General features: G+C 38.1%; 18 protein-coding genes. 10 read left to right on the top strand and 8 right to left on the bottom strand.

Annotated elements, in window-relative coordinates; genetic code table 11:
- Positions 1-206 precede the first annotated feature (206 nt).
- Positions 207-644 (bottom strand): response regulator, encoded by a 438-nt coding sequence (locus tag MM236_RS01925; protein ID WP_241273241.1) that lies wholly within the window; start codon positions 642-644, stop codon positions 207-209.
- On the bottom strand, positions 641-5,881 hold the full coding sequence (locus tag MM236_RS01920; protein ID WP_241273240.1) for a PAS domain S-box protein: 5,241 nt from the start codon (positions 5,879-5,881) through the stop codon (positions 641-643). Before MM236_RS01920 ends, MM236_RS01925 begins: the two co-directional genes overlap by 4 nt.
- Positions 5,882-6,805: 924 nt before the next feature.
- Between MM236_RS01920 and MM236_RS01915 the strand changes: the two genes are divergently transcribed.
- Both MM236_RS01915 and MM236_RS01910 read left to right on the top strand, forming a co-directional pair.
- A complete protein-coding gene (locus MM236_RS01915) occupies positions 6,806-8,215 on the top strand; it encodes an OmpA family protein (RefSeq protein WP_241273239.1) in 1,410 nt (469 codons plus the stop codon).
- A gap of 11 nt (positions 8,216-8,226) precedes the next feature.
- Entirely contained in the window at positions 8,227-8,655 is a 429-nt protein-coding gene (locus MM236_RS01910) for a lipocalin-like domain-containing protein (RefSeq protein WP_241273238.1), read from the top strand.
- Here MM236_RS01910 and MM236_RS19745 read toward each other — a convergent pair.
- From MM236_RS19745 to MM236_RS01895, 3 genes are all read right to left on the bottom strand, one after another.
- Positions 8,624-11,344 (bottom strand): CHAT domain-containing protein, encoded by a 2,721-nt coding sequence (locus MM236_RS19745; RefSeq protein ID WP_241273237.1) that lies wholly within the window; start codon positions 11,342-11,344, stop codon positions 8,624-8,626. The two genes, MM236_RS01910 and MM236_RS19745, sit on opposite strands and share 32 nt — an antisense overlap.
- A gap of 438 nt (positions 11,345-11,782) precedes the next feature.
- On the bottom strand, positions 11,783-12,553 hold the full coding sequence (locus tag MM236_RS01900) for an anti-sigma factor family protein (protein ID WP_241273236.1): 771 nt from the start codon (positions 12,551-12,553) through the stop codon (positions 11,783-11,785).
- Positions 12,550-13,107 carry an RNA polymerase sigma factor gene (locus MM236_RS01895; RefSeq protein ID WP_241273235.1) on the bottom strand — a complete coding sequence of 186 codons (558 nt, stop codon included), beginning with the start codon at positions 13,105-13,107 and terminating at the stop codon, positions 12,550-12,552. Before MM236_RS01895 ends, MM236_RS01900 begins: the two co-directional genes overlap by 4 nt.
- A 179-nt stretch (positions 13,108-13,286) precedes the next feature.
- On the opposite strand from MM236_RS01895, the gene MM236_RS01890 reads away from it, so the two are divergent.
- From MM236_RS01890 to MM236_RS01855, 8 genes are all read left to right on the top strand, one after another.
- Positions 13,287-13,790 (top strand): hypothetical protein, encoded by a 504-nt coding sequence (locus MM236_RS01890; RefSeq protein WP_241273234.1) that lies wholly within the window; start codon positions 13,287-13,289, stop codon positions 13,788-13,790.
- Between the two features lie 15 nt (positions 13,791-13,805).
- Positions 13,806-14,306 (top strand): hypothetical protein, encoded by a 501-nt coding sequence (locus MM236_RS01885; protein ID WP_241273233.1) that lies wholly within the window; start codon positions 13,806-13,808, stop codon positions 14,304-14,306.
- Entirely contained in the window at positions 14,306-14,818 is a 513-nt protein-coding gene (locus MM236_RS01880; protein WP_241273232.1) for a hypothetical protein, read from the top strand. Before MM236_RS01885 ends, MM236_RS01880 begins: the two co-directional genes overlap by 1 nt.
- 161 nt (positions 14,819-14,979) lie before the next feature.
- On the top strand, positions 14,980-15,807 hold the full coding sequence (locus MM236_RS01875) for a DUF4412 domain-containing protein (protein ID WP_241273231.1): 828 nt from the start codon (positions 14,980-14,982) through the stop codon (positions 15,805-15,807).
- A gap of 11 nt (positions 15,808-15,818) precedes the next feature.
- Positions 15,819-16,400 carry a hypothetical protein gene (locus MM236_RS01870; RefSeq protein ID WP_241273230.1) on the top strand — a complete coding sequence of 194 codons (582 nt, stop codon included), beginning with the start codon at positions 15,819-15,821 and terminating at the stop codon, positions 16,398-16,400.
- A 114-nt stretch (positions 16,401-16,514) separates the two neighbouring features.
- Positions 16,515-17,912, top strand: coding sequence for a hypothetical protein (locus tag MM236_RS01865; RefSeq protein WP_241273229.1), 1,398 nt, complete (start codon positions 16,515-16,517; stop codon positions 17,910-17,912).
- Between the two features lie 23 nt (positions 17,913-17,935).
- Positions 17,936-19,162, top strand: a complete 1,227-nt coding sequence (locus MM236_RS01860) for a hypothetical protein (RefSeq protein ID WP_241273228.1) — start codon at positions 17,936-17,938, stop codon at positions 19,160-19,162.
- 194 nt (positions 19,163-19,356) lie between these two features.
- Positions 19,357-20,157 carry a hypothetical protein gene (locus MM236_RS01855; RefSeq protein WP_241273227.1) on the top strand — a complete coding sequence of 267 codons (801 nt, stop codon included), beginning with the start codon at positions 19,357-19,359 and terminating at the stop codon, positions 20,155-20,157.
- A 10-nt stretch (positions 20,158-20,167) separates the two neighbouring features.
- On the opposite strand, the gene MM236_RS01850 is transcribed toward MM236_RS01855, so the two are convergent.
- The 3 genes from MM236_RS01850 to MM236_RS01840 all read right to left on the bottom strand — a co-directional run bounded on the left by MM236_RS01850 (position 20,168) and on the right by MM236_RS01840 (position 25,601).
- On the bottom strand, positions 20,168-22,615 hold the full coding sequence (locus MM236_RS01850) for a zinc-dependent metalloprotease (RefSeq protein ID WP_241273226.1): 2,448 nt from the start codon (positions 22,613-22,615) through the stop codon (positions 20,168-20,170).
- A 65-nt stretch (positions 22,616-22,680) separates the two neighbouring features.
- On the bottom strand, positions 22,681-24,780 hold the full coding sequence (locus MM236_RS01845) for a ComEA family DNA-binding protein (RefSeq protein WP_241273225.1): 2,100 nt from the start codon (positions 24,778-24,780) through the stop codon (positions 22,681-22,683).
- Positions 24,777-25,601, bottom strand: a complete 825-nt coding sequence (locus MM236_RS01840; RefSeq protein WP_241273224.1) for a PorV/PorQ family protein — start codon at positions 25,599-25,601, stop codon at positions 24,777-24,779. Before MM236_RS01840 ends, MM236_RS01845 begins: the two co-directional genes overlap by 4 nt.
- Positions 25,602-25,669: the final 68 nt, after the last annotated feature.

The following is a 25,669-nucleotide window of genomic DNA, read 5'->3' as shown; positions in this document are numbered from 1 at the left end:
CTTAGGCAGACCTCGAGATCAAAGTCGATATTGGGTTGATTATCCAGGGTTTTTTTGAAATCATCGAATGTCTCACACTTACTAATTTGAACGAACTTATATGCTTCAATCAGGAAATCTTCAATTAGTACACAATCACCGTCATTATCCTCTACAAACAATAATGATAGGTTTTACTATTCATCACATTCGGGGCTTTGAGGCCATCAAGATAATATGGATAGTTGTAGCCAAAACTCTTCTATTTTCAGTATCGCTTTGATGAAATCTTCCATTTCCAAAGGTTTCTGTATATAACTGTTGCAATAGTTCTCGTATGCCTTTTGAATGTCTTTGTGGTTGGATGATGTGGTTAGTATGATGACCGGGATCTTTTTAAGTTTTTCATCACCCTTAATCTGTTCCAACACTTCAAACCCATTGAAAATCGGAATATTGATATCCAATAAAATCAAATCTGGCCGTTGAGCATTAAAATACTCGTTCCGTTGATGAAGAAAGTCCAGTGCTTCCTGGCCATTTCTGGCTACACTAACCTGAGTCTCCATTTTGCTTTCCTCAAACGCATCAAGGGTGAGCAGGATATCACCTTCGTTGTCTTCTACCAAAAGGATATGTGCTAATTTCAAACTTTTTGTATTCATAGTCTATTTTGTTTGTTTTTTGCGATTGTAAAGTAAAAAGTAGAGCCTTCCCCTACAGTGGATTCAAGCCAAATCTCACCACCCAAAAACTCGACACTTCGCTTAGCAATGGATAAGCCGATTCCATTTCCATCATGTTGTGTTCTGTTGTGTAGTCTTTGGAAAATAACAAAGATTTTTTCATGGAAAATGCGGTCAATGCCGATTCCATTATCTTCTACTGCAAACTCCCATGCCGTTGCCTTTTCCTTAGCGTGAATTTTTATGCGGGGGGCCGTGTTTTCCTTTACATATCTTAATGAATTATCAACTAAGCAGTGGAGTATTTGGGTTATTGGGGCTCTGTACGTTTCCAACACGGGAAGTCTGTCAAATGTGATAGAAGCATTTTTCTCAGCGATCAGTTTTCTTCTCAATTGAGTGTATTCAGATACAATTTCATTGAGATTTACTTCCTCCAGTTGCTCGGATGGCGTATTGGCTCTCGAATATAGCAACAAGTCCAGAATAATCTGTTTCATTCGTTTGGCACCATCCGTAGCAAAATGGATATATTGTAATGCTTTTTCATCCAACTGATGGCTGTATTTCCTTTTCAGCTGATCCATAAAACTGGAAATCATCCGCAGGGGTTCTTGTAGATCGTGGGATGTGATAAAGGCAAATTGTTCCAGTTCTTCGTTTGAACGCTCCAATTCTTTTGAATAATTTTCCAAGGACTGGTTGATTTCCAAAAGCTCAGCCTCCTGTTTCTTTAATTGGGTAAAATCAGACATGGCTCCAAGCATTCGAATAGCTTGCCCTTCTTTGTTTCTGATGATCATTCCTTTGTCATATATGAAAGCAAAATCACCATCTGATTTCAAATAGCGGTATTCATCTCCCCAGTGGGTTATTTCTTTGTTTTTTAAAACAGCATTGATACTTGATTCGATCCGTTCCACATCTCCAGGATGAATATGGGCAATCCAGGAATCTACCGTGGATAAATTATTTTCCAGCTCATAGCCAAATAGCTTTTTATAACCTTCTCCGAAAAAGATGGTGTTTTGCATAATATTCCAGTCCCAGATTGCATCATTGGTAGCTTGAGCTATAATTTCAAACCGTTCATTGGCTTCCAGTAATCGAATATCTGCTGTTTTCTTTAGCGTGATATCTTTGAAGAAAATGGAAAGTCCATTTTCTGAGGGGTAAACTGATAGTGCGAACCACAAATTAATATGCGGATAGTACTCCTCATAAAATGTGCTTTGCCGATTAGCCATGGCATACTGATTCTTTTTGTAAGCCTCCATTTTTACAGCATCAGGATACACTTCCCATAGATTTGCTCCAATTACTTCTTCACGTTTTTTTTCCATCAGGTTTTCGGCGTGTATATTCCAGTAGGTAATTTCCCAATCCTGGTTTACCGAGAAGAAGCCATCGCCAATACTTTCCAGTATTTCATTTTTTTCCTTGTAGGCCTTAGCAAGGGTTGCGGCAGCCTGTTTTCGCTCATTGATGTTTTTGAAATATACGGAAACCCCACCGTGAGCAGAAGGATAAGCATTTACCTCATACCAGCATTGGTCTCCCGGGAAAAAGTATTCGAATATTTCAGATGTGTTTGTGTTGACCACCTTATTGTATAACAATTCCAAATCTGTACCCTCGGCATGAGGGAAAACTTCCCAGATAATTTCTCCAATTACTTCTGACTGTTGACGGTTGAGCAATCGTTCTGCTTCCTTATTGAAATAGGTGAACCGCCAACTCGAATCAACTGCATAGAACGCATCGGAAATACTTCCGAGAATTTCCTGTAATTTGATCTCTAAAGATTTGGAACTATGTATATCCTGAAAACTACCATATATCTTTATGACCTTTCCGTTCACCTGTTGACACTTTCCAATTGCACTGATCCATTTCAAATTTCCTTTTTGAGTTTGTATCGGCAACTCCAGGTCAAATTCTTTTCCCTCAGAAATGAGCATTTCCAAAGCGCTTTGAATGATGCCCTTGCTTTCCCCAACATAAAATTCTATTCCTCCCGTGAGGCTTGGTTCATAAGTTTCCTCTACTTCCAATATACTTTTTACCATGGGGGACCAATACATTTTCTCTCCATCTTGGTTGAGTAAATCTAACTCCCAGCTCCCAACTTTAGCCAGCTTAGTAGCCTGCTGCAGAAGTTCTTCGTTTTTACTCTCATCCGTGATATCCAACACCAGGGAATTGAATAAAACGGTTCCATCTGCCAGAAACTGAGGAAGTCCGTAACCATAATGAATGCGTAGCTCATTTTTAGGCATGAGGTAGTGCCACTGGGCAGACCAAAGTGATTTACTTTCTATTGCATCGGCAATGCTGTCTTTAACAGCCTGCAGATCGCCTCCCAATTGTATCTGATTCCAAATGAGGCTTGGATCTTGCATAACTACCTCGGCACTAAACCCATATATTTTTTTGGCTCCACGCGTCATATACCGCAAGGCTTCAGAGCCATCGGGATACAGATAATATTGAAAAGCAACCCCCGGCAGATTGTCGGCAAAAGATTGAAAACGGAGCTCGGACTCCTTCCTATCCGTAATGTCCTGTAAGCTTCCGAAAATTCTTTTGGATACACCGTTGATCATTTCTACTTCCCCGATCGATCGTACCCAGATTTCCTTACGCTTTTGGGTGACGATTACTGCCTCAAAATCAAAACCAGCACCGGTAGCAATGGAGTTGTCAATACTATTTGAAACAAGCTCACGGAAATCTTCCCTGAAGAAATTGATACCTGAGCTCAGATCGGGAACATAGGTGTTTGGGTCTGTTTCATGCAGTTTGTGCACCATTTCAGACCAATACACTTTTGATTGCTCTAGGCCCACTTCCCATGAGCCAATTCTTGCCAGCGTATTGGCCTGCCTGTTGAGCTCTCTTAATTTTTTACTCTCGGTAATATTAATGGCAGAGGCATAAATCAATCCGTTTGCTGCATCTATACTACAATTCCAGCTCAACCATACATTTTCGCCATTTTTGGTTGTCAGCCGTACTTCTATTTTGAAAAGATTACTAGCCTTATCTAATTGTTTGATAGCCTTAGTGAATGCTTGCTGATCGTTGGCATGGCAAAACTCATCAAACCCGTGATATAATAATTCTTCTTCAGTATAGCCAAGCAAATTGCAGCCTGCTTTGTTTATTTTCAGAAATTGGCCTTTATAATTGAGCATACAAAGGATATCTGGAATAGTATTGTAAATATGACTCAGATTTGTTTCAAGCCTTTTCCTGTTGATTTCCGAGCCAATAAATTCTTCCAGTTTACCAATAATCTTACGGTATTTATCCAGGTGATTGGGTTCCTGTTTGGAACCAATAAGAAGCACTCCATTCAATTCGTTTTGAAATATGAGTGGCACTCCGAGTACCGATTTGAGTTTAAGTTTTGAGGCAGCTGTTTTTCTGAGAAAATTTTTCTGGATTTCCTTCTCATCCCACAAAAGCTGTTTTCCACTTTGCCAAACCTTGCCTTGCAATCCTGTATGCTTAGAAAAGGGACGCACCTCAGCTGATTCATAAAATGCATTATTGGTGGTAAAATGCCCAACCAATTTTAATTCCGTTTGTTCCCAATTAGGGCACCATAGCTCGATTAGTTCAAATTTCCCAAAATCGTAAAGGTTTTGGCACAGTCGTCTTGCAGCAGATGTAAGTTCTTCCTCCTCGCTAAAGTTAAGACTGATTTGACTGAGCAACTCTTTCTCAATCTCTTTATTTTTTTGTTCTGTAACATCTCTTTGGATCGAAATCCAATGCGTAAACCATCCCTTATGATCAGCTACTGGGCTTACCGCCAGGTTTATCCAAAAACCTTTGCCTGATTTTTTATAATTATAAAGTGTGGCTTCTGCAGATTCCCATTGTTTTAGCTTTTCCTTTAGTCTTATCAAGTCTTCCCGGCTGGAATCAGGCCCTTGGAGCATTCTGGGGTTTTTGCCAATCACTTCGTCCATCGTATAGCCAGTCATTTCCGTGAAAGCCTTATTGACGAAAATTATGGAAGGACCGGGTTCTTCTATGGGTTCAGCATCAGCTATAATAATAGCATCTGAAGTACTGTTGATTACCTTTTCAAATAGTTTCAGCTTATGCGCTTCTTCCATTTTGTCTGTAATGTCTCTTGAATTAGCCACAAAACCGTTTACGGCAGGGTTGTCAAGCATATTGGTTAACACAGTTTCCAGCCATCTCCATTGCCCTCTATAGTCCTTAAAGCGGTAAGGCTCAATAATTACTTTTGGTTGATTGGCAATATTCTGCAAGCATACCTTTGTCTTTTCCAGATCATCTGGATGGATGAACTCGAATGCGTTTTTGCCCATAAACGCTTCAGGGGTAATGCCCAGCACCGTGGTGCTTGTAGGGCTTACATACGTGTATTTGCCCGACGAGTCAAGAATCGCGATCATATCAGACCCTTCCTGTACCAGAGCCTTAAACCTTGCTTTATTTCGGAAGATGATAGCCTCCTGCTCTATTTTTTCCCGAATGTCCTTGCCCACACAATACATCATCTGTGATTTACTGTCCCACCGGGCCGACCATAAATTGAAAGCCACCGAACCGTCTTTCTTGTAATACCGGTTTGAAAAGGTGTTCATTTGACCACTGATGATGGATTGAAATGCTTCTTGTGTGAGCGTTGCATCTTCTTCTACCACGTGCTCCCAGAATAATTGCCCCTTTAACTCTTCGGGGGTAAAACCCCATTGGTTTTTTGTGGCCGCATTCGTAAACACAAAAAAACCCATCTCATTCAGCGTACAAAATACATCCAAAGAGGCATCCATTAATTGATTCGCTTCGGATTTTTCCCTTACTATTCTGGTAATGTCCCTAGAAAGACATGCTACCAGCGAAACTCCTGTATCTGCCTTATTAATAGGCGTAAAAGTGATTTGATTGTAATGTATCTGGTCGGTATTGGGATTATAAAAATGCTCCTCAACTTCAAAATACTCACCGCTCAGGGCTCTGATATAAAAATCTCTCCACTTTTCAAGTTGTTTTTTATCTCCAAACCCTTCTACCAATACCGGCTTTTCTATGATATCCTTAAGCTCTGATACTTGTTCAATCACCTTGATGTATGCAGGGTTGGCTTGCTTTAGAATTAAGTTGGTGTCAACCATCCAAATGAGGTCTTTGGTCTGGTTGAGTAGCAGGTCGCCATATTGTTTATTATCCATTTCTTCGGTCTTGAATTTTTCAGAGCGTTGGTAAAGAAAATGCTTTTTTGGTTTTATCAGGGTTGGTTTTCGTGTCGCCAAAAACCAAATGTGCTGATTGTGCGGCGGGCTTTCTTTATATGTTGCCCAATGATTGGCGGCTTGGCGAAGGTGGTGATTTCTTCACAAAACTTCCAAACACAGCTTAAACCCCGAAATTAGCACTTTATTTTCATAGAAGCACTGAACCCCCACTTGCGAGGAGGTGCTGTGTGTCACTTGAATGGTGAATATAGGTCAAAAAATTTACCGTTCCAACGGGTGAAAGTCCATTTAGTGCGGGGTTAACGCCTTGACTGTATTGCGTGCGACTCCCGTCAATTTACTGAGCTGCTTGGAGCTATGGCTATCAAAATGGCCTCGTAAAATTTGTTTGATCATGTTCATGGTAAAAGTGCAATTGGCCATGGGAATGCTGGATTGTTTGCACTCCTAACAGGTCTTAAAAGCCTCCTATTCCATTCCAGAAAAATAACTTTTGACGGGGGTCAATTTAAATCGTCAGAAGGGGGTCAACTTCATCATTTTTGCGGTAACAGTCCTAAAACTATTTAATTTGATATTCAGAAGTGGAGATTTTGGTTTCCAACTCAAAATGATCAATTAATCAGATTCTCATTATTTTTACACACCATTTTTTTATATGTGTATCCGCTTTCTTTCACGTAGCCAAACAATAGATTTTTGGAGGATCGATTTGTATTTCTGTTGACTGTGAACTGTTTTCTGATGACGAGTATTTGCAACTTACAAAGCTACTTCTTACCCTACGTGCAACATTGCGGATACTCATATTTTTTTACTTCTGTATTGAAGTTCTTTGTTTACTTTTTTGTGATTTTTTGGACTAAAGCCAATACATCACAACATCAAAATTTGATAACCATGAAAATTCTAATCAAAATTATTTTTCTAGTTTCCCTAATTGGGATTGGAAATACCGTCAATGCGCAAATCAAGGAAAGAGTCGTCGAAAGAGCTAAGGAAAGTACAGCCAACAAAGCTGAAAGGACTGTTGATCAATCGATCGAAGAGGCAGCTGACGGAGTGATCAATGGTGTGAAATCATTGTTCAAAAAAAGATCAAAAAAAGGTAAGAATGCTACATCTGATGAAGAGATGGATGGTTCTAATGAAGGAGAATGGGGAGGAGATAATGGAGGAGAAGGAGGATTGGGGGAAGACCAAGAATCAATTGGTTCAATTGATAATAAAAGAAAATCTTTGAGCAGGTATTCAAAATTTTCATTTATCCAAGGTGAGGAAATTATAGCATTCGATGATTTTAAGCAAGACAAAATTGGAGATTTACCTGCATCATGGATTACTACAGGTTCGGCAGAGATTGTGAATTTTGATGACTTGGAAGGTAATTGGGTTTGGTTTAACAAGACAAAGGGGAATTTTATTCCTGAGTATTTGACAGATTTCCCTGAGAATTTCACATTGGAGTTTGATTTGATGTATGATTTTGAATTTGGTACTTACAGCAATAGCAGGCGGTTGATGCTGGTATTGACTGATATCGAAAATCCAGAATCGAATCTTGGTTGGGATGGTGGAGGAGACTACTTTAATCTTCAAAAGCTTTCCAACAATTATCTGGGGATTGAATTTTCGGGAATTGGTTCCGATGGAGGACCATTTATCTCAGCAAAAAAAGCAGTACATACTGAGAAAGGTTTGAATTTCCGAAACAACTTCAATGCAAAGCATTTGATAAATGAAGAAAGGGCAAATGAACCTATTCATATTTCTATTTCGAGAATGGGGAGAAGGGTACAAGTCTTTGCTGACGAGGAAAAAGTACTAGATCTGACGGCAGCCTTCCAGAAGGATGTGAAACTTACAAGTGCCAGATTTTTTGTCAATAATAATACAGACAATGATAACTATTATATCAGCAATATTCGATATGCTATTGGGCAGCCAGATACCAGAAATAAGCTTTTGGATAGTGGCAGCTATACAACATCAGCAATAACTTTTGCGTCGGGATCAGCAGAACTTAATCCCGAATCTTATGGAATCCTGAAGGAAATAGCCGAAGCGCTTAATTCCCAAACCAATAAATCTGTAGAGATCATCGGCCACACTGATAGTGATGGATCCGCTGAGCTCAATCAAAGTCTTTCAGAGAAGCGCGCTGTGGCAGTGAAAATGGCACTACAGGAAGAGTTTGGTGTGCAAAACGAAATTTCCACTGCTGGAAAAGGACAATCTGACCCAATAGCTGAAAACAATACACCTACTGGAAAAGCAAAAAACAGAAGGGTAGAATTTAACCTTTACTAAAATTAGAGTCCATGAAAAATTATTTAATGCTATTTTCAGTAATCATGTTATTCACAGCATCGCTGAGCAGCTGTGACAAAGAAAATGAAGAGCCAGAAGTCAACTTTGCCACTTTGGTAATAGGAAAATGGTACACGGTTCAGGATTTCGATTCAAATGGCGTGGAGATCGAACAGGATGATTGCGAGAAGCAGTCCACGATTGAGTTTACCACTTCTTTGGATTACATCGTGACGCCAGTAGGTACCTACTACGACAGCGACGATCAGCCATTTTGTTCCCCAGTCACTGATACACCATTTATGCTTACCTATTCCATAGTGGGTAATAAGATCACAAATAACTTTGGTGAAGGTACCATTGAAAGGATTTCCAATAATAGGATCAGATTGAAGTCCGAGGATCCCTTCAGTCATTTGGTTTTGGAAAGAGTAAGATAAATTTATTGTAGAGAAAATAGAGAGCTATCAAAGATGCAATACCGAAAAGGAAATAATAAAGGTAATTTGGTTCGTTACTTTCTACTTCTCCAAGGAAAACAAAGCCTGCCCAATAATAAGGGTGGGCTGTGTTTTCATCAGCTTGGCTTAAATAATCCAATTTTGCGTTTCTAATTGCCTCACTGTAGCTTTCACCTTCGTAAACTTTATCATAAAACAGAGACATCAGTTTGCTGGTAGATTGATCAGATACTGCCCAAAGGCTCATAAGGACATTTGGGACATTGGCATACATAAAACCCCTCGCCAAGCTGATGACACCTTCACCCTGTTGAAGTTCGCCATTTCCTGAATTACAAGCTGATAATGTAACTAGGTCTGCATTAAAATTCATTTCAAAAAGTTCGTGATTATAGAGTATACCATCTTCATTGTCGTCAGGAGATAATAGCAAGCTTGAGAAAATAGGGTTTCTTTCATCAATATGACTATGAGTTGCAAAATGTAGAATATTGGTGTTTAAACCTTCTTTTTTTAAGTGACTTTCTTTGGCATCATTTCCATAAAATCCTTTTCCAGAAAACTTCTTACTGATATTCTCTACTTCCAAATCACTGAATGGAAGTGGGGAAAATGAAGCCAAAGTCATATCTCCACTTCTTTCGGCCAAGGTTAGGTAGGTTGGTTTTTCATTTTGCTGATAAGGTGCAAAACCCATGAATCCTATTTTTTTTCTGTCTAGTGCCGGTTTATCGGATTTGATCAAAGAACTGGCATATTGGTAAGTTACAGTATGTTTTTTTATAAGATAATTAAGGTTTTTAAAATCATGGTCTTTTTCGATTAGCTCAGTAATGAGGACTTCAAAATTGAGGTGATTGAGTCTTCCATCAGGGATAATAATTATACCCTCTGAAGGGACACTTTCCAAAACTGGTTTGATTAATTTTTGATAAAGGTAGTGAGCGGAAGCTTGATATTCTTTTGCCGTAAGGTTTCTAGAGTAATCTATAATTACGTTTAAGTGATGCTTCAAAGAACTGTTTTTATCAATTTGATAAACCCCTTCTTTTTTGCCTTTTAAATAAGATAACAATATCCCATCTTCATATTCATGAAATTGGATGATGAGTTTATTGGTTGCTCTTAAGGAATTAATAAGGCTTTTTGAAAAAAGATTTTTACTCGAAAAGTCGATGTCTCCATATTGAAAATTGTAATAATTAGGGTGATTTTTTTTGTAGACTGAAAGCAGATTGTTCATTTCTTCTTTCTTTTTTACGATCATTTGAAGCGTGGAATCATTCGTTGATGGTTTTACAGCCTTTGTAAAGCTATCTCTATATAGCTTTTGTTCTAGAAAGTTGATTTCTGTTTTTAATTCGAGCTCTTGAACTTGAAGCGCAATTGGAATGTTTTTGGTTGAATTGTTTGATCGTTGATTCAGGCTGTGTTTTAAATTTGAAGATTTGTTCAAATCAGTCAATAAAAATATTTTCTCTGCGTAAGATTTTTCATTTGTTTTTTGGTACAAAGTCATAGCTAATTCGATGGCATCATTGAAGTAGATACTTTTTTGTTGGCCATACTGTGATTTTGATCTTAGGTTAAAAATTGCATTTTTACTTTTATTCAACAAAATTATTCCAATAATATATGAATCTAAAGCAGAATTGAGCAATTCGGTGTCGTTTGTTTGCTCAGCAATTTTTTTGGTGATTTCTCCTTTTTTGATAAAAAAGAAAGCTGATTGATAACTTTCAGGTATAAATTCTAAAGAAGGATTACCTGCAATGCCTTCTTCCCATGAATAAGAAGGAATATAGTTTTTTAATGCTTGAAGTAATTTTGTTTTGGCCAAACTGGATTCTTTGTTTTTCAAATGAAACTCAGAATGTTCAAATAGATATTCAATAAAATCATAAGTCTTGATTTGTCCAGGTTTCTGGTAGATTTGATGGATTGTTGCAAAATAGTATGAAGCAGAATCTTTTTGTCCAATATTCGAACTTACTCTTCCCAAATTAGTCAGCATTGATGGCATGTCATCATTTGAAGAACCATGCAGCTTTGTTTTTAACGCTACAGCTTTTTTATTGTAAGCTAAGCTTTGTGCTAGATTCCCTTTTTTTTCCTCTATATCTGCCAAGACAAGGTAGAAATATGTCATATAAAAATGGTCTTTATTGATTGAATAGAGCATTTTATATCCTTTATTTGCATAATAGAGAGCATTTTCAAGATCTTCTGGGAACTCATTTTTGTAACTATATACATATGCATAATACAATGATGTAAGAATGATTTCACCTGGATTGTCCTGCATGTTAAGATTGGCCAAAGTAATTTCACATTTCCCGATACTTTCCAATGCTTCTTGGAAATGCCCCATGTTCATTTGTGGCATCGCGCGGTTGAGGTAGGTTACTTTAGCTAACTGGCTCGAAGTATCCAATCCCCAGTCTTTCAATAGCGCAATGCAACTATCATAATATCTAAGTGATTGCTCATTCTCTTTTAGATTGTTGAGTAGCACCGCAAAGTTGTTGTATGCCCTTGCGAGTTCAGTGGTGTCATTTTTACGCAAATGGTCCAGCTGTTCCAGATATACATCTCTACTTTGTTTGTATTTTCCTGAATCATTCAATAAAGCAGCATATCGATTGTAAAAAATGTTAATGATTTTCACGTTGGAAGATTTTTTTAAATGAATAACTTCATCAAAACCTTTTTTTAAATAAAAAAGTGAACTATCGGATTTAGAATCCCGATCAAAAGAGTATGAAATCAATGAAAGACACTCAAGATACTGATCAAAGTTTTCTGTTGCGCTAAAAAAATAGCCCAATTCTTTTAATGATTTTCTTTCCCTTGCACCAAAATCAGTATTATCCTTACTTAAAGATTTTAATGTATCTAATTTTGATCTATTAAGGTTGTACAAAGAGTCGTTAGTTTGTTTCTCTTGAGAATATAATTCAAAAAAGAAAAAAATCAAGATGGTTGAAAACAGAAATCTGAAAATTGATCTATTCATGTTCGTGAGGTTGATAAGCAAACATTTTTTTGTAACTTTTCTTTACATTTATTCAATTTTGACTGGAGGTACTATTGCCATAAAATCACATCAATGTTTGTCCTTCAAACTCTCCAACAGCCTTTCCACCTCTTCCATTTTATACCCGCTGCCATTCTTGAGTTTGACTAATTCTTCCTTCCCTCTAAGCGTATCTCCTTTGACCAAAAAGTTAAGCGCCATATACCATTTTGCCTGATCCCTAAACTGCATGCCATCAGAATAAATGTAATTTCCGAAATATATCTCCGCACTGTCATATTGCTCCAACTCTATTTTTGTTATCCCCTTATAGAACAGTAGATATTCTTTGTGTTGATCTATCAAAGTGGAGAAAAGACTGTCGGCGAGTTTGAAATCCCGACTTTCGTAAGCTATAAATGCAGCTTTTTCCAACTCTTCGGGATTCACTACCTCACCTCTGGTGATCGGTTTGACTACATTTGGATATGCTTCATAATAGGCATGGAAGTCATGAGTAAATTCACTCTCTTCAGACATTGAGTTTTTCTTGACAAAGTAGCTTATGGCCATTACCGAAACCAAAACCGCAGCTGCCATAAATGGCCAAAGTTTTCTTGATTTAGCTACTGGTTTTTTAATTTCATTTTCGGATTGGATTATTTCATCCTCAATCTGGCTCAATAAACCTTTCAGGGATTTCCTTTCGTGGTTTTGAAAAGCCTGTTTTGTCTTCATCTGGAAATCGACAGATTCCCTAAAATCCGGATCTGATGCCATCAATTCATCAAAGGTCTTCCTTTCCAATTCGGAAAGAATGCCTTCAAAATATTTATCTATAAGTTCTGCTTGAGTACTCATCTGTTGTTATGCTTTAGTTCTATGGACTCCCTCAGGGATTTTAAACATCTGGATTTTTGGCTTTTCACCACATCAGTGTGATTGTATTCCAGTATTTCTTGGATTTCGGCTAGCTTTTTTTCTTCATAATAAAAGAGTCGAAGCAATTCTTGACACTTTCTACCCAAAGATTCTATCGCAGATTCTAGGAGAACCACCTGTGGGTCTTTTTCAGCTATGAATTCAAAACTCTCCACCAATCCGTCAAAAATATTGTGGTCATTACTGTCTATAAAGTCGGTCGTTGCATTTTTCTTCAGCCGAGTGAAAAGCATGAATTTGCCCATGCTAAACAAGTAGGTTTTAAGGCTACCACTTGATAGATGGAGTTTCTGTTTTATAGACTTTTCATACAATGCAATGATCACATCCTGATAGATATCGCAGATCTGATTCCTATCAGAATGGTATTTCAATGCGAATTGGATAAATGGTGCCCTGTATTTCCTGTAGATTTCTTCAAGAGCGGTTTTGTCTCCCAAAGACAGCCGATCCAATAAATTGTTATCCATCATTTCTTAGTCTTAAAAGTGGCAGATAAGTAAACATAATAATAAATGTTTTACGAAATGTTTACTTGACGAAATATAAATCGACTAAGCTAAAAATATCTTGAGATATTCTCGGATTCGTTCAAAAATCATCTCAATTATTTTATGAAATCAATCAAATACTTCTACAAAAACACAATTTTATGAAAAAGACACAATTTGCAATTGTAATAGCCATGTTGCTATTTGGCATTGCAGCAGAGGCGCAGACTGTGAAAGGCGCTATCACAATAGGCAAATCAGCTGAAACAAAAATCGAAATGAAATCAGATAATCTCATTGATCTTTTTGTCGATTTTAGAAAAGAAAAGTACCCGATTCATTTTTCATTTCAGGGAGACAATATCAAAAGCAAAGAAGGAAGAGAGATCATCTTTTTTGATTTTATAACTGAGGTCTACTTCAATGGAAAACTACTAGGAAAAGCAAGCAGAAATCCTATTCCATATATCCCTGGAGATATGATCATTGGTACGGAAGGATTTGATTTCATCTCTTTGCTTGGGTTCAATGAAATGACCAAATCTTCTATTAAAGAGACTCCCGGAAAACTTCCTTCAGGAAGCTATCAAGTTAAACTTATAGCCAAACCTTTGGATTCCAAAGGACAAATCAGACCTGGTATTTTTTCATTTGTAGTAAAATAAGAAACCAATTGAATCATGAAAAAGAACATTCTTCTGTTAGCAATTACTTTATTTTCATTTGTAAATACACTGAGCGCCCAGGATACCAAGCGGGTGGGAGGCCAGATTATTTATGGCTCCAATTTAGAAGCCTTAGGATTAGGGGTGATTGGCGAACTTCCGGTAGCGCCAAAGATGGTTATTTCTCCAAGTTTCTCATTTTATTTTCCAAAAGATCAGGGGTTTGTCAAACAATCAGCTTGGGAATTGAATGGCAATCTGAATTATATTTTCATTGAGGATGACAATTTGGTCTTTTACGGAATCGGTGGTCTAAATTATACCAACATCAGGGTCAAGTCTGATATTCCTGGACTGGGTAATTTCTCAAATTCTGTTGGGAGAATTGGACTCAATTTGGGTGCAGGTTCCAATTTTGATATAGGTATGAGTTTTCTTCCTTTTGCCGAAATCAAGTACATTCTTGGTGATTTTGACAGATTGGTAATTGGGGCTGGAATCAAATTCAATTTGTGATGAGAAAGTTAATCTACCTATCGCTAATTTTTGGTCTATTCATATCCTTTGGGGCATGTTCTGATGCTCCTACATTGGATAAGCCCAATACTTATGAAGTGAATTTTCCAACTGACAAATATGAAGGAGTTATTCCTGATGGAGAAATTTCTGCTTCCTACGTAGATGCAGATTTGGGATCTGGCCTTATCCGAACTATCAGTTTATCTTTTATGGATGGTGATTTATCTGTGGTCATGTTAGTAATGATGAATGGAAATCAGGCATTGCCAATTAGGGGAGAAGATGAAGAGTTTGGGAGTTTTGTGATCATAGATACATTGGGAGAAAATCCTGAGGGAAGATTTTTGAGTATCCAAGGAACAGTATCTGCTACAAATATCAAAGCTACAGCTCTTAGCGCCTCTACAGGCTTCTTGACAGGTGATTTTTCTTTTTCCGGTCAATTCGTCAAGGCACTTGATCCTGATGGTGATCGTACGCCAGTAACTGGACAGGTTTCATTTGAATAAACACTTGTAAAGGCTATTGGTCTAAGTAATTTGACCAATAGCCTTTTCGAATTTCTATCAGAATTGCAAGAAAACCTCTAGTCTAAAAAGTATGGATAAAATGAATGTTTACCCATTATAAGTTTTAGACACTAAGATACAACAACCAAAAAAACTTTAAGATGAAAAATCCAATCAAGAATAAGATTATTTTGACAGCCTGCTGCCTTTTTTTATTGGTAGGCAATGGAGAAAGTCAAATCATGAAAAAGTTGACCGATAAATTGGGTCAAAAAGCAGTCAATGAATCTACCGAGTCTGTAAAGAAAAACAAGGGGAAAAATGGAGAGAAAAGTGCGTTTGAAGAAATATTTTCCCAAGAAGGAGGAATGGATATTTCAGCATTGTTGGGAGGAAGCAAAGATTACAAGGCACCTGCTCAATACAGCTTTGACTTTCAGGTCACCATGAAAATGTCCATGGAAAAAGGTAAATCTATGACTCAAGTATGGAAGTACAATACCCAGGAAGGATATTTTGGCATGGAAAACAGTGGAATGTTGATCATCTACGACATTGGCAGCGATGTGATGGTGACCATCGACCCAAAAGGGAAAAGTTATACAGCAATGTCTACCAAACTGATGGGAAGTATTGGCCAAAACATAGAGGAGGAGAATGAAAATAGTATTCCTGAGATGATCAAAACCAACGAAACAAAGACAATCCTAGGTTACAAAGCGACCAAATACACCATGGAAGATGATCAAATGAAAGGTGAATTTTGGATGGCACCAGAAGTCCCTTTTGATCAATCTGCTATGGCAAAGTCTATCAATTCATACGGTAAAAATCAAAAATCTTTGCCAGATAATTTGCAAGGCTTTATGTTGGAAATGCAGGCTTATGACAAGAATAGCAAAACTGTTTCAAATTTAGAAGTTCTCCAGCTTGGCGCCATCAATGAAGTGATCAAGATGGGAGATTTCAAAAATGGTATGGCCTTTTAGAATTCACTGATATGAAAATTTATTCTATTTCACTGTTGACCTTCCTTATTTTGATCAGTATCAATTGTACAAACAAAGCAGTGTCCCAATCGAAAAATGAGGAAGGTGTTAGTTCCAAATTGAAAAATACTGCTTTTCTAAAAATTGATGGTCAGACAATATTTGATGGCAGTATTCCAATGACTGCCACTCTTTCCAGATATCCAAATCAGCTCCTATTTACCGTCATAGACGATCAAGGGCAGAATGTCACCATTACTTTTGCTGGCAAAGACATACTCAGCCGAAGACCAACAGAACTGGACTTCAACTCTCCTGGATTATTTCATGGATTTTCGGAAACCCAGGATGTATTCTTTGTTGCTTTTGCACGCTTAGAGGCAGACAGAGAACCTGGTCAGTTAAAGTATGAACGCCACTGGCCATACCATATCATGGAAGGGAAATTGAAAGTACTCAATTGGACAGATTCAACCTTTGAATTTGAGTTTGAAGGGAAAATGGGAAACGCTGAAGAAGTAGATGATCCCGAAAGCTGGCTTCCATTCTCAGGTAACATCATCGCTACTTCTTACCAATCATTTGATAATTGAAATCCCCAATAATCTCTTTTCTTCACCATTAAACACTTTCAAACAGAAACATCATGTATCGATATTTTTTGTCGATTACCTACGACAGCCATGCCTAATTAAAACCATCAAATAATGAAAAATCAAATAAAATTAATACTCTCATTTTGCCTCTTCCTTCTTGGGGCAAACAACGTCTCCGCCCAAGATTGGACAGGAACGTGGAACTCCACTTTTGGCGAGCTTAGACTACACCAAGTTGAAAACCAGATTTTTGGTGATTATTCCAATGTTGGGGTACTTTATGGTGGAGTCAGTTTAGATGCCTCGGGAAATAGATTTATCGAAGGAACATTTGAAAACTACAGCAGTAGAAGAAACGGTGTCTTCAAATTTAGAATTGATCCCAATAATCCCGAAAAATTCACAGGAGAATGGACATTTAATACTCCGACATCATGGTCTAATTGGTCAGGGAATAGAACAAGCAAATCAAAGCCAGCCCTACGGAGTTTTTATCGAGTGACTGGAAGGTCGCATGACAAAGATTGGAAAGCTATAAATGAAAATTATGATGTCAGATTCAAGAAAGATGGCATAGCTCACTTTCATACAAAGGGAGTAAATGGTACTTACAACTTTCTCTTGCCAAAAGGGGACTGGGAGATGGAAGTCAAAAAACAGGGCTTCAGAGACTATAATGGTGTCATAGAAGTAAAGGATAGGTACCCAAATCAGAATCAATACTTTTTGCATCAGTTTCAATTGATTCCGGCTGGGAATGCTTCTATTGGGGTATTAGATAGGAACGCTATTCCACGAGGTTCTGAAGTACAAGTTGTAGAAGCTGCTCGATCAAGCAGTAGACATTCTGATTTATTAATCAATTCAAATTCAAATGTCCAAGGCAAAACCTACGTGGTACTGGATAATAAGGGAGAACTTGGATACATTCAAGTATCGGGAGATCCTCCAAACGCTATAAGCAATCAATTTAGAAAAATCACTAATTACCCGGCTTCCGCGCCTATTTCCTTTAGCATCTCTCCTGATGCGGCAATGGTGGCAAAAGTTCACCAATCTGGTTCGGTCAATGCAGATAAACTCGAAATATACAATTTGAGTGGTGTACTTCAGGGTTCACTCTCTCCTCAAGAGTTGAGGAACATGGTCGCAAAAAGAAGTATTCCCTTGAAGCGCGGTGAAATGGTGACTATCAAAAAAGTTACTTTTCGAAATAACAACGACGTCATCGTAGATGCAGACGCTGTGCTAAGCAGTGGAGGCTCTACACTCAAATGGGCTGTGATATTAAGATTCAATAGAACAACCAAAAGATTTACAATGATTGAATCTATAGAAGGAACTTTTGGCAGATTCACTGAGACCAATTCCAGAATAGAGCTGGCTAACAAAACCAAATACCAATTCAATGCCGATAAGGTTTCCCAAAAACTCAAGTTTAATAACAATCAAATTTCAGTGGGCAATAATATACGGTTCGAGAATGGAGATTATACAACACTCAATTAACAATAATTTAAAACAAGAACAATATGAAAAGCTTTAAAAACAAACTTAAATGGATGTTAACACTATTATGTGTAACATGGGGTTTTGTCAGCTCTGCACAACAAAGAGGAATAGATGAAAAATATAATTTTTCGGGAAGTTTCAACAGAGTGAGAGGTACTCAGTCCTGTTTATTTACAGCTAACCAAACAGGGAACAAGGTAGTCGGGAGGTTAAATTTTTCTGATCCAAGAGTACAAGGAAACTATACAGGTACGATTTCTAATGGGGTGGTTCATGCGACTATCACTTGGGTCTCTGCTCCTGATGATCTCAAAAAAGCTACATTTTTGAGATTACAGAAATTCACCGGTAGGGATTTTCCTGAACTCTCTTTGTTTGATAATGCGAGTTATAAAACCAACAATAGAATTCGCCCAAAGATAGTCTATGCTTTAGAGAAAAAAGTATTTGGAAACGAAAGTCCTCCAAAAGCCACAGCTCCAACTGTAAATAGCAATCAAACTGTGAGGATTAGGGTTGAATATAAATTCATTTATTTACCTTCATCAGCTGAGTGGTCAAAGGAATTTTTTAATGAATTGAAAGTAGTGAGACCGTCATTAGCTCTTTATGGCACAGGTAGTATTCGAGCTGATAGAGAAACTGCTTCCGGAACGACGGAAATAAAAAGTGTTGGCAATCTTCCAAACAGGGTCTTTGATATACCCAAATCAAGACCTACCACAAAAGGCTTTAGGTTCTATTATGATAGCAAAAAGAATCTAGCTTGGGGTAAAAATAAAAGATTCTATAAATTTTCTAAAGATGCTGAATTAGATGAGACTTATCAGCACAGTGATAAACCTCTAGTAACTGTAGACAAAAAGGGAGTTGGTGTGAACCCATCCACAATTAAAGAAATCAATAATTTCACTCCTGAATACATAATCAAAGTAGATTTTAAAAGAGAGTTTATAGTCAATAAAGCTGCGTTGGAGGGGAAAACAGAGCGCGTTTTGATATCTGCTCATTCTCATTTGTCACACAAGTTGCCAGTAAGGGACATTGTTTTTGGAAATCAACATAGGAAGGTTTATTTACACGAACTTGGTGAGATCAGCAAACTCAATAATAAAGAAAAATTCCAAAATGATATCCATGACGCAAACAATAGACGAATAGGGGTTTCCTTGGACCCTCCAATATATTACTTCACAAATGTGGACAATGGGCCTATGATTGCATTTACAATTGAAGTTTTAGACTAGCCCTAGGACTTTCTTGACAAAAGAATAACGATGGAAAAGAACACGCATCGAAATCAATTGTGCTTTAGATAAATGTATATTTATTCTAGATCCAGCATGTTGTGTCGGACAGTATTCATGCAATACTTATTGAATGATGTTTTTAGTTTATTTAGAAGTACAGTTGAGATCAATAAACGTTAATTTGTAAAAACATGAATTGGAAAGTTCTAATTTTCTATTTGCTTATTTTCCCCAAAGCTTTTGCCCAAGAAATCGATCTCAAAACCTTTGACTCAGCTGATGAAGGGCTGTTTTTTGATCAGGTGTTGATCTACGAATACTCAGACCATACAGGTAAATCCGGAGAAATCTGGATTTACCTTAATTCTTGTAACAACCGTTTGCTTTTTGACAATTCGGCTTGGGGTAGGGAAGATGAGATGATCCATTATATCATAGCTCAGCAAGATGGTTCCTATATCACATTCGGTACGGAAGCAGAAGGGTCCGAACCTGGCAAAGTAGTAATGATTGATTCTGTCTTTCTAGAACCTCTTGAAATTGATGGACGGTATCCTGTCTCAGATGACTTAGTAAGTTTCGAAGAGGTACAGTCCACAAGCCCAAATCCCCTGGGCCTAGATTTTAAATCTTTTACCATCAAAAAGGCTATGGATCCTAGGGGGAAAGAATCCATTGGAGTCACCAGAGTTGATTTTGATACCAGATTGATTTATCATTTCAACAGCCTTGGTGGAGATCTCCAAATCCATCCACTTTTGGGGAGCCCCTTTCCATATTTACATCCCAATGATTTGATCACCATATATGAATCAAGGTACCAAACCAATGAGGGTAAAAGATATTGGCATAAGTTGGAATTGGTTGCATTTGAGCATACCACTTACTGGGCTCCTGTTTTAGATTTTGTCTTTAGATCAAGGTCAGTTGATGGTAATTTGTTGGAAAAGCCAATTGTGGAAGTTCTTGAGCTAACTGCTGATTGTCATTAACGTATTTTGATCAATAATCAAAATCGCAACTCATATCTTCAGAGCCAATCGGGGCTCCATCAGGTGTACTGATTGCAACTGGAGTACTAATGATTTCGGGAAGGTTTAAGAATTTATTGATTTTATCAGCTAAATACAGTTTATGATTGTTGTCAATTTCACCATCTTTTTTAGTGTCTTTACTACCATATAAGTTCAATTCATTTCTGTTGATCTCCTTGAGAAATGCCCTAGCTTCAGCTTTTACCAAAGAATTTGCCCTTGAATCCTGTGCAAGTTTTACTAAATGGTCAATTAACTTATTTTGGGTCATCAGTTTCAATTGAAGGTGGTATTCATTACTTTCTTCCTTTCCAAAAACCTTCGATCTGATCGATTCAAAACAATCAGCTAAACTCGGCAATGTACTATCAAAAGCGCTTTGTTGTATAATTCTATTTGCCCGAGCGGCATCAAAAAGAAACCCAAATGTCATGTCAACCACATTTTCCGCAGGAGCTATAGGGTCAAAGTTTGGCCCTGTTCTGGATGGGAAGGTTTCCCGATTTCTTCCGTATCCCATTGGTCTTGGAGGGATCAAATTGATGATATGATCTGGTAATGCCAGATTTTCTGGACTGATTACATTGATAAGTGCCCCAAGAGCCTCTTTTTGGGATTTGGCATCTAGCCTGCTTTGTTTCCTCTGATTATCTCCTTTGACTTTATAAGTATAATCCACTCCTCCTATAAGCTTTGAAGTTGCTTCTACTTGGTAGCGGTGCATCAAGTACAATGGCGCCAATACTTCTTCCGTCAATGCTTCAGGTGTGTTTTCTTCGATAGTATTTAGCCCAAATGTGTTGAGTTTTGCTTTCCTGATCTTCATCATTCTTTCAAGCTCTTCGGTGGAAGATGTGCCATTGTCCCATAGGTGTGCTTGTGGATGACTACCACTTGCATTTCTAGAATCTGAATCGGAAATAAAAGTATGGCCAGCAGCATAGGTGTCTTCAAGCAATTTGTTCAAATAGGCTTTTTCATCTAGATCTGCAGGGATGATGTCGTAGCCGTATCGTATAGCCCATTTATCCCAATCCCCGATCTTGTCATCATAAGCTTTTGAAAAGTCCAGATTTCCATCATCATCCATGGTGATGTATGGGTATGGGTAATCCATCACAGAAGCTCTGTCGGTAGGAGAGGAGGCATAGCTGTGAGCCAGTCCGATGGTGTGGCCGATTTCATGGGCAGAGAGCTGCCTCAATCTATCCAATGCCATTTCCAACATTTTAGGATCTTTTGGTTTTCCATCCTCAAATGGCTGCAAAAGTCCCTGGGCTATCAAATAATCTTGCCTTACTCTCAGAGATCCCAAACTCACATGTCCTTTGAGGATTTCTCCAGTTCTCGGATCTCTCACCGATGAACCATAAGACCAGCCTCTTGTAGATCGATGAACCCACTGTATTACATTGTATCGAACATCCATTGGGTCAGCACCTTCGGGCATCAATTCCACTCTGAAGGCATCTTTGAATCCAGCAGCCTCAAAGGCTTCATTCCACCAATTCCCACCTTCTATCAAAGCCGACCTCACAGGTTCCGGTGTGCCTCTATCCAAATAATAGACTATCGGTTCCACAGCCTCAGAAAGTGCTGCTGAAGGGTCTTTCTTTTCCAGTCTGTGACGGGAAATAAACTTTTTTTCCATTGGTTCTCCTATAGCAGAGGTGAAATCCAGATAGTTGATATGGAAATACCCAGCTCTGGTATCAAATTCCCTTGGTTTATATTGGTCGTCGGGAAGCTCTATGAAAGAATGTCTTTGCCTCACAGTGACTGCTTCTGGAGAAGGGGTTACCGATCTAATATATCCCCCAGCTGGTGCTCCTGTGACTGTAATGATGGCTTCCACTTCTGTGTTTTGGGGAAAATTCTTTGTCATAGGTTCATAAATGGCACTTCGAGAATTATCTAGTTTGTAACTTCCCTGTCTTGCCGAGCCAAGTTTTTCTGCGACTTGATGTGCGTCCTGAAGGTAGAAGTTAGTAGCTTCTACAATGTATTTTTCACCATCCTTTTTGTTGATTTCAAATCCCCAAAGGACAGATTCTGCAAAAGCATCTTTGACAGATTTTACTTCATATGGATTATCACTGAATGCCCTGAAGTCATAGTTTATATGCACTAAAAGAAGCTTGTTTCCAGCTTTTCTAAATTCGACTACCCTAGTCCTGCCCAATTGTCCACGGTCTAGACCGATGTCATTGGAGCCTACTCCAGCAGGAAGTGAATTGACATAAAGAAACTCTTCTTCCAGCTTTTCAATTTCCAAATAGATTTTTCCTTTGTCATCATCCAAATAGAAATTGAAAAAACCCTCCTTTTTGTCCATTTTAGAAAGATCAAGTTGTTGGGCATTGCTGGTGATAATGAACGAAAACAAGGCGGAAATCAGTAAACACGTTTTTTTCATAAACTTCAATTTTTCAATTGTTAAGATACAAAATGAAGAAGTGCTTCACTTACCGATTATGGAAATTATCTGTTAAATTGATATCTCAGTTGAAATATAGCCTCTGTTTGCCTATTTCCTTCGATTGTTTGTAGTCCAGAGCCTATTCCTTCCCTATCTGAATAGATTGTTCTGGAAAATCTCGCCCAGATGGTTAGTTTTTGACTGACTCGATATTGCGCAAGGGTGTAGTAGCGCATTCCCTGACCTTGAAGTGCAGGTATGGAAAATGCCCAAAGTACATTCCTCTCGTAAATGTACTGCCGATTGTCATAATTGTCTGTTTGGAAAAGGACGAGACGGGTAGAAATTCGCCATTTTTGATAATCTGCATTCAAGTCTTGACTGATGGCAAAGCCTTTTGTGATTTGATTGTCAAAATCAAACCTACTTCCCATCACCCTAGATTTTATACTCCAATTTTCATTGACTTTATAATCCAGATTGACTACATAGTTCCATTTTTTCCCTTGGCTAAGTTGGTATGTTGACTGGAAAGGTCTGGTTTCACTGATATTTCTCGCTTTGGATTCTTCTCTGAATTGAAAGAATAGCAAGGTGGCTTTTGATGGTCTGTAGGTGAACCTTGTAAGCCATTCATGACCTTGGGACGGTGCGTAAGTTCTGAATTTTATCCAAGGGAACTTGAACTGATCATAATAAATGGACCAATTGTATCTGATGTTTGGACGAAAATTTAAGCCCAAATAGATCCCTCTTTCATTGATTGGCCTGGTATTTTCAGAGAATGCATTTCCATAAAATGTGTGGAAATTCCGATCGAATTTTCTCCAAAGCATTGAGAAATCTATGTTTTTCCCCAAACTACTCATCAGACCGATTACGGAGCCAAAGCCACCACTTTTTGATCTGGCAGACTCTCCAAATAGATAATAATTCTGAAAATTGTAAGAAAAATATAGGCTCTGAATATAATTCTGCGGTCCTGAGAATTCAAATTGGTTGTAGATCTGTGGATTTCTCTGGAAGTTTTGACTGTATTTTGTAAATAAAGTATTTATTCCAAGTTGCAGTTTTTTGTTTTGATTGGTGTATTGAATATTACCTCCGAGGTTTCGCTCTCTAACCTGATCTTTATATGCTATTTCAGTTGGTGTTCTGTGAAGACCAGAGAGCTGAAGAGAGGTAATGACTAAGTCCTCCTGTTCCAAAGTGTCAAGTACAGCTTGCACGTTTCCATCACGTGGAGCTTGGGAGGCTATCAAGGTGGCTTCAATATTTTTATGCTTGTATGTCGCTCCGACACCTCTGAAAAAACCAAATTCCATCGCTCCAGTATAGGGTCTAAGGCCTATGCTGCTTCTTCGGACTGTTGTGATAGTTTCTGCACCTTTACCAACCGAAAAACCCGCTCCATATACCAATCCTTGACCAAATTGCGCTTGAAAATCTCCAATCGTTAATGTCTTCCATTTTTTTTGGTTGTAAAGTGTGAAATGATATGACAGGAAATTGAATCCATATCTTTTCGTATTTGGATCCCAGACAAACTCTTCTCCTGGGTCTTTGTCTATGGTAAATCCCAGACTGAAATCTTTGCTGTGCTGAATCCTGAATCGAGCATACAGATTATTCGGATCTCCCAAATAACGACTAGTCAAGCGACCATTACTTAAAGTATCGGGCGGGGTAAATCCCCTTCTAGTTTCCAAAACCCTATTTTGCCTAAACAAAAAGTAGGCATCTCTTTCTCTTGAAATTCGCTCCCAAAGTGGACGGTTGCTTGTTTCTGATCTATCTTCTAATGTGACGAAAGGAATGATTTTATAAATAGTTTGTAGATCAAATCCCGGAATGGCTTGCAACTCATAAATAGACATCAAGTCACCGAAAGCTTTCTTATACTCAAAAAATGAATTGATTTGAAAAGGATTCAAGATGTATATAGACTTTAATTCTTCAGGATTGGTTTTGTTGAGGTGAATGGGATTGAGAAAGAGCTGGAGCAATCCTTCATATACATTTTCATAGTCTTCATCATCTTGTTGCATCGCAAAGAGTTCTTCGATCAATTTCTCGATGTTGATTTCATTTTTCCTGTATGTTTGTGCATTTAGCACGTAAAAATGAAAGAAAACCAGATATGTCACCCACCATTTTTTCACTTTTTCTGAAATAAGTATCCAAATGAAAAATGATGAGTATTGCCCAAATATTGATTCTGGGTCATTGCATAATCGATGATGAAGTTTCTTGGACGAAATCCTAACCCAAAAAAGATGTTGCTAGGGTTGGTATTGAATCCGCTTCTCATCCACAACCTGTCCTTTAGATTGTACTCTAGGCCTAGTTTGATCAATGGGTCAAGCAGTATATCTTTCTCTGCCTCGATGTTTACCGTCAATTTTTCGGAAGGTCTGTAAGATATTCCTGAGCTGACTACGGTGGGTATTCTATCAAATGAATTTTTACTTATTTTCGAATTGGTGAGGTTGTAAATATGTGCGCCAAAAAAAAGTTTTGAACTGAGCTCTGCCATCCCTCCAAACTCAATGACTGGACTTCCAGTCCTCCCAAATCCTTCTATATTGGTCTGGAAGTAATTTATCTTAATGCCCAAACTTGCGATCCCCAGTTGGTTTGCTATTCCGATTCCTAGGTTGTTTTGATTGAAATGCTCTCCGCCAAAGCTTGATACACTGATGCCATATTGCAACTTCTCCGAATGTATCGCAGCTCCTGCAGAGATAGTAGTCAGTTCATTGAGATTGAACCGATGGTCATACCCAACCATTGCAGAGGAAGACTCCAGCCTTCCCAAGGCACCGATATTGTTGAAGATAGCCCATGAGTCTGCCAGGGTGAGATTCGCATTTCCCATACCCACACTTCGAGCACCTTGTGGAAGAGTTTCTATCCCGCTTTGGGCATTCAATCCCATAGAACTAAAGCATATCAAAATAATCGCTAATAATCCTCTTCCCATCTGAATAAAAATTAAACTAAAAACATTCTTTTAATTTAAGTTTTATTGAAAACAAAGAAAAGCATCTA

It is taken from the genome of Belliella calami, assembly GCF_022549695.1.
GTDB lineage: Bacteria > Bacteroidota > Bacteroidia > Cytophagales > Cyclobacteriaceae > Belliella > Belliella calami.
The sequence above is the reverse complement of the archived record's forward strand: the minus strand, read 5'-3'. Positions and strand labels throughout refer to the sequence as shown.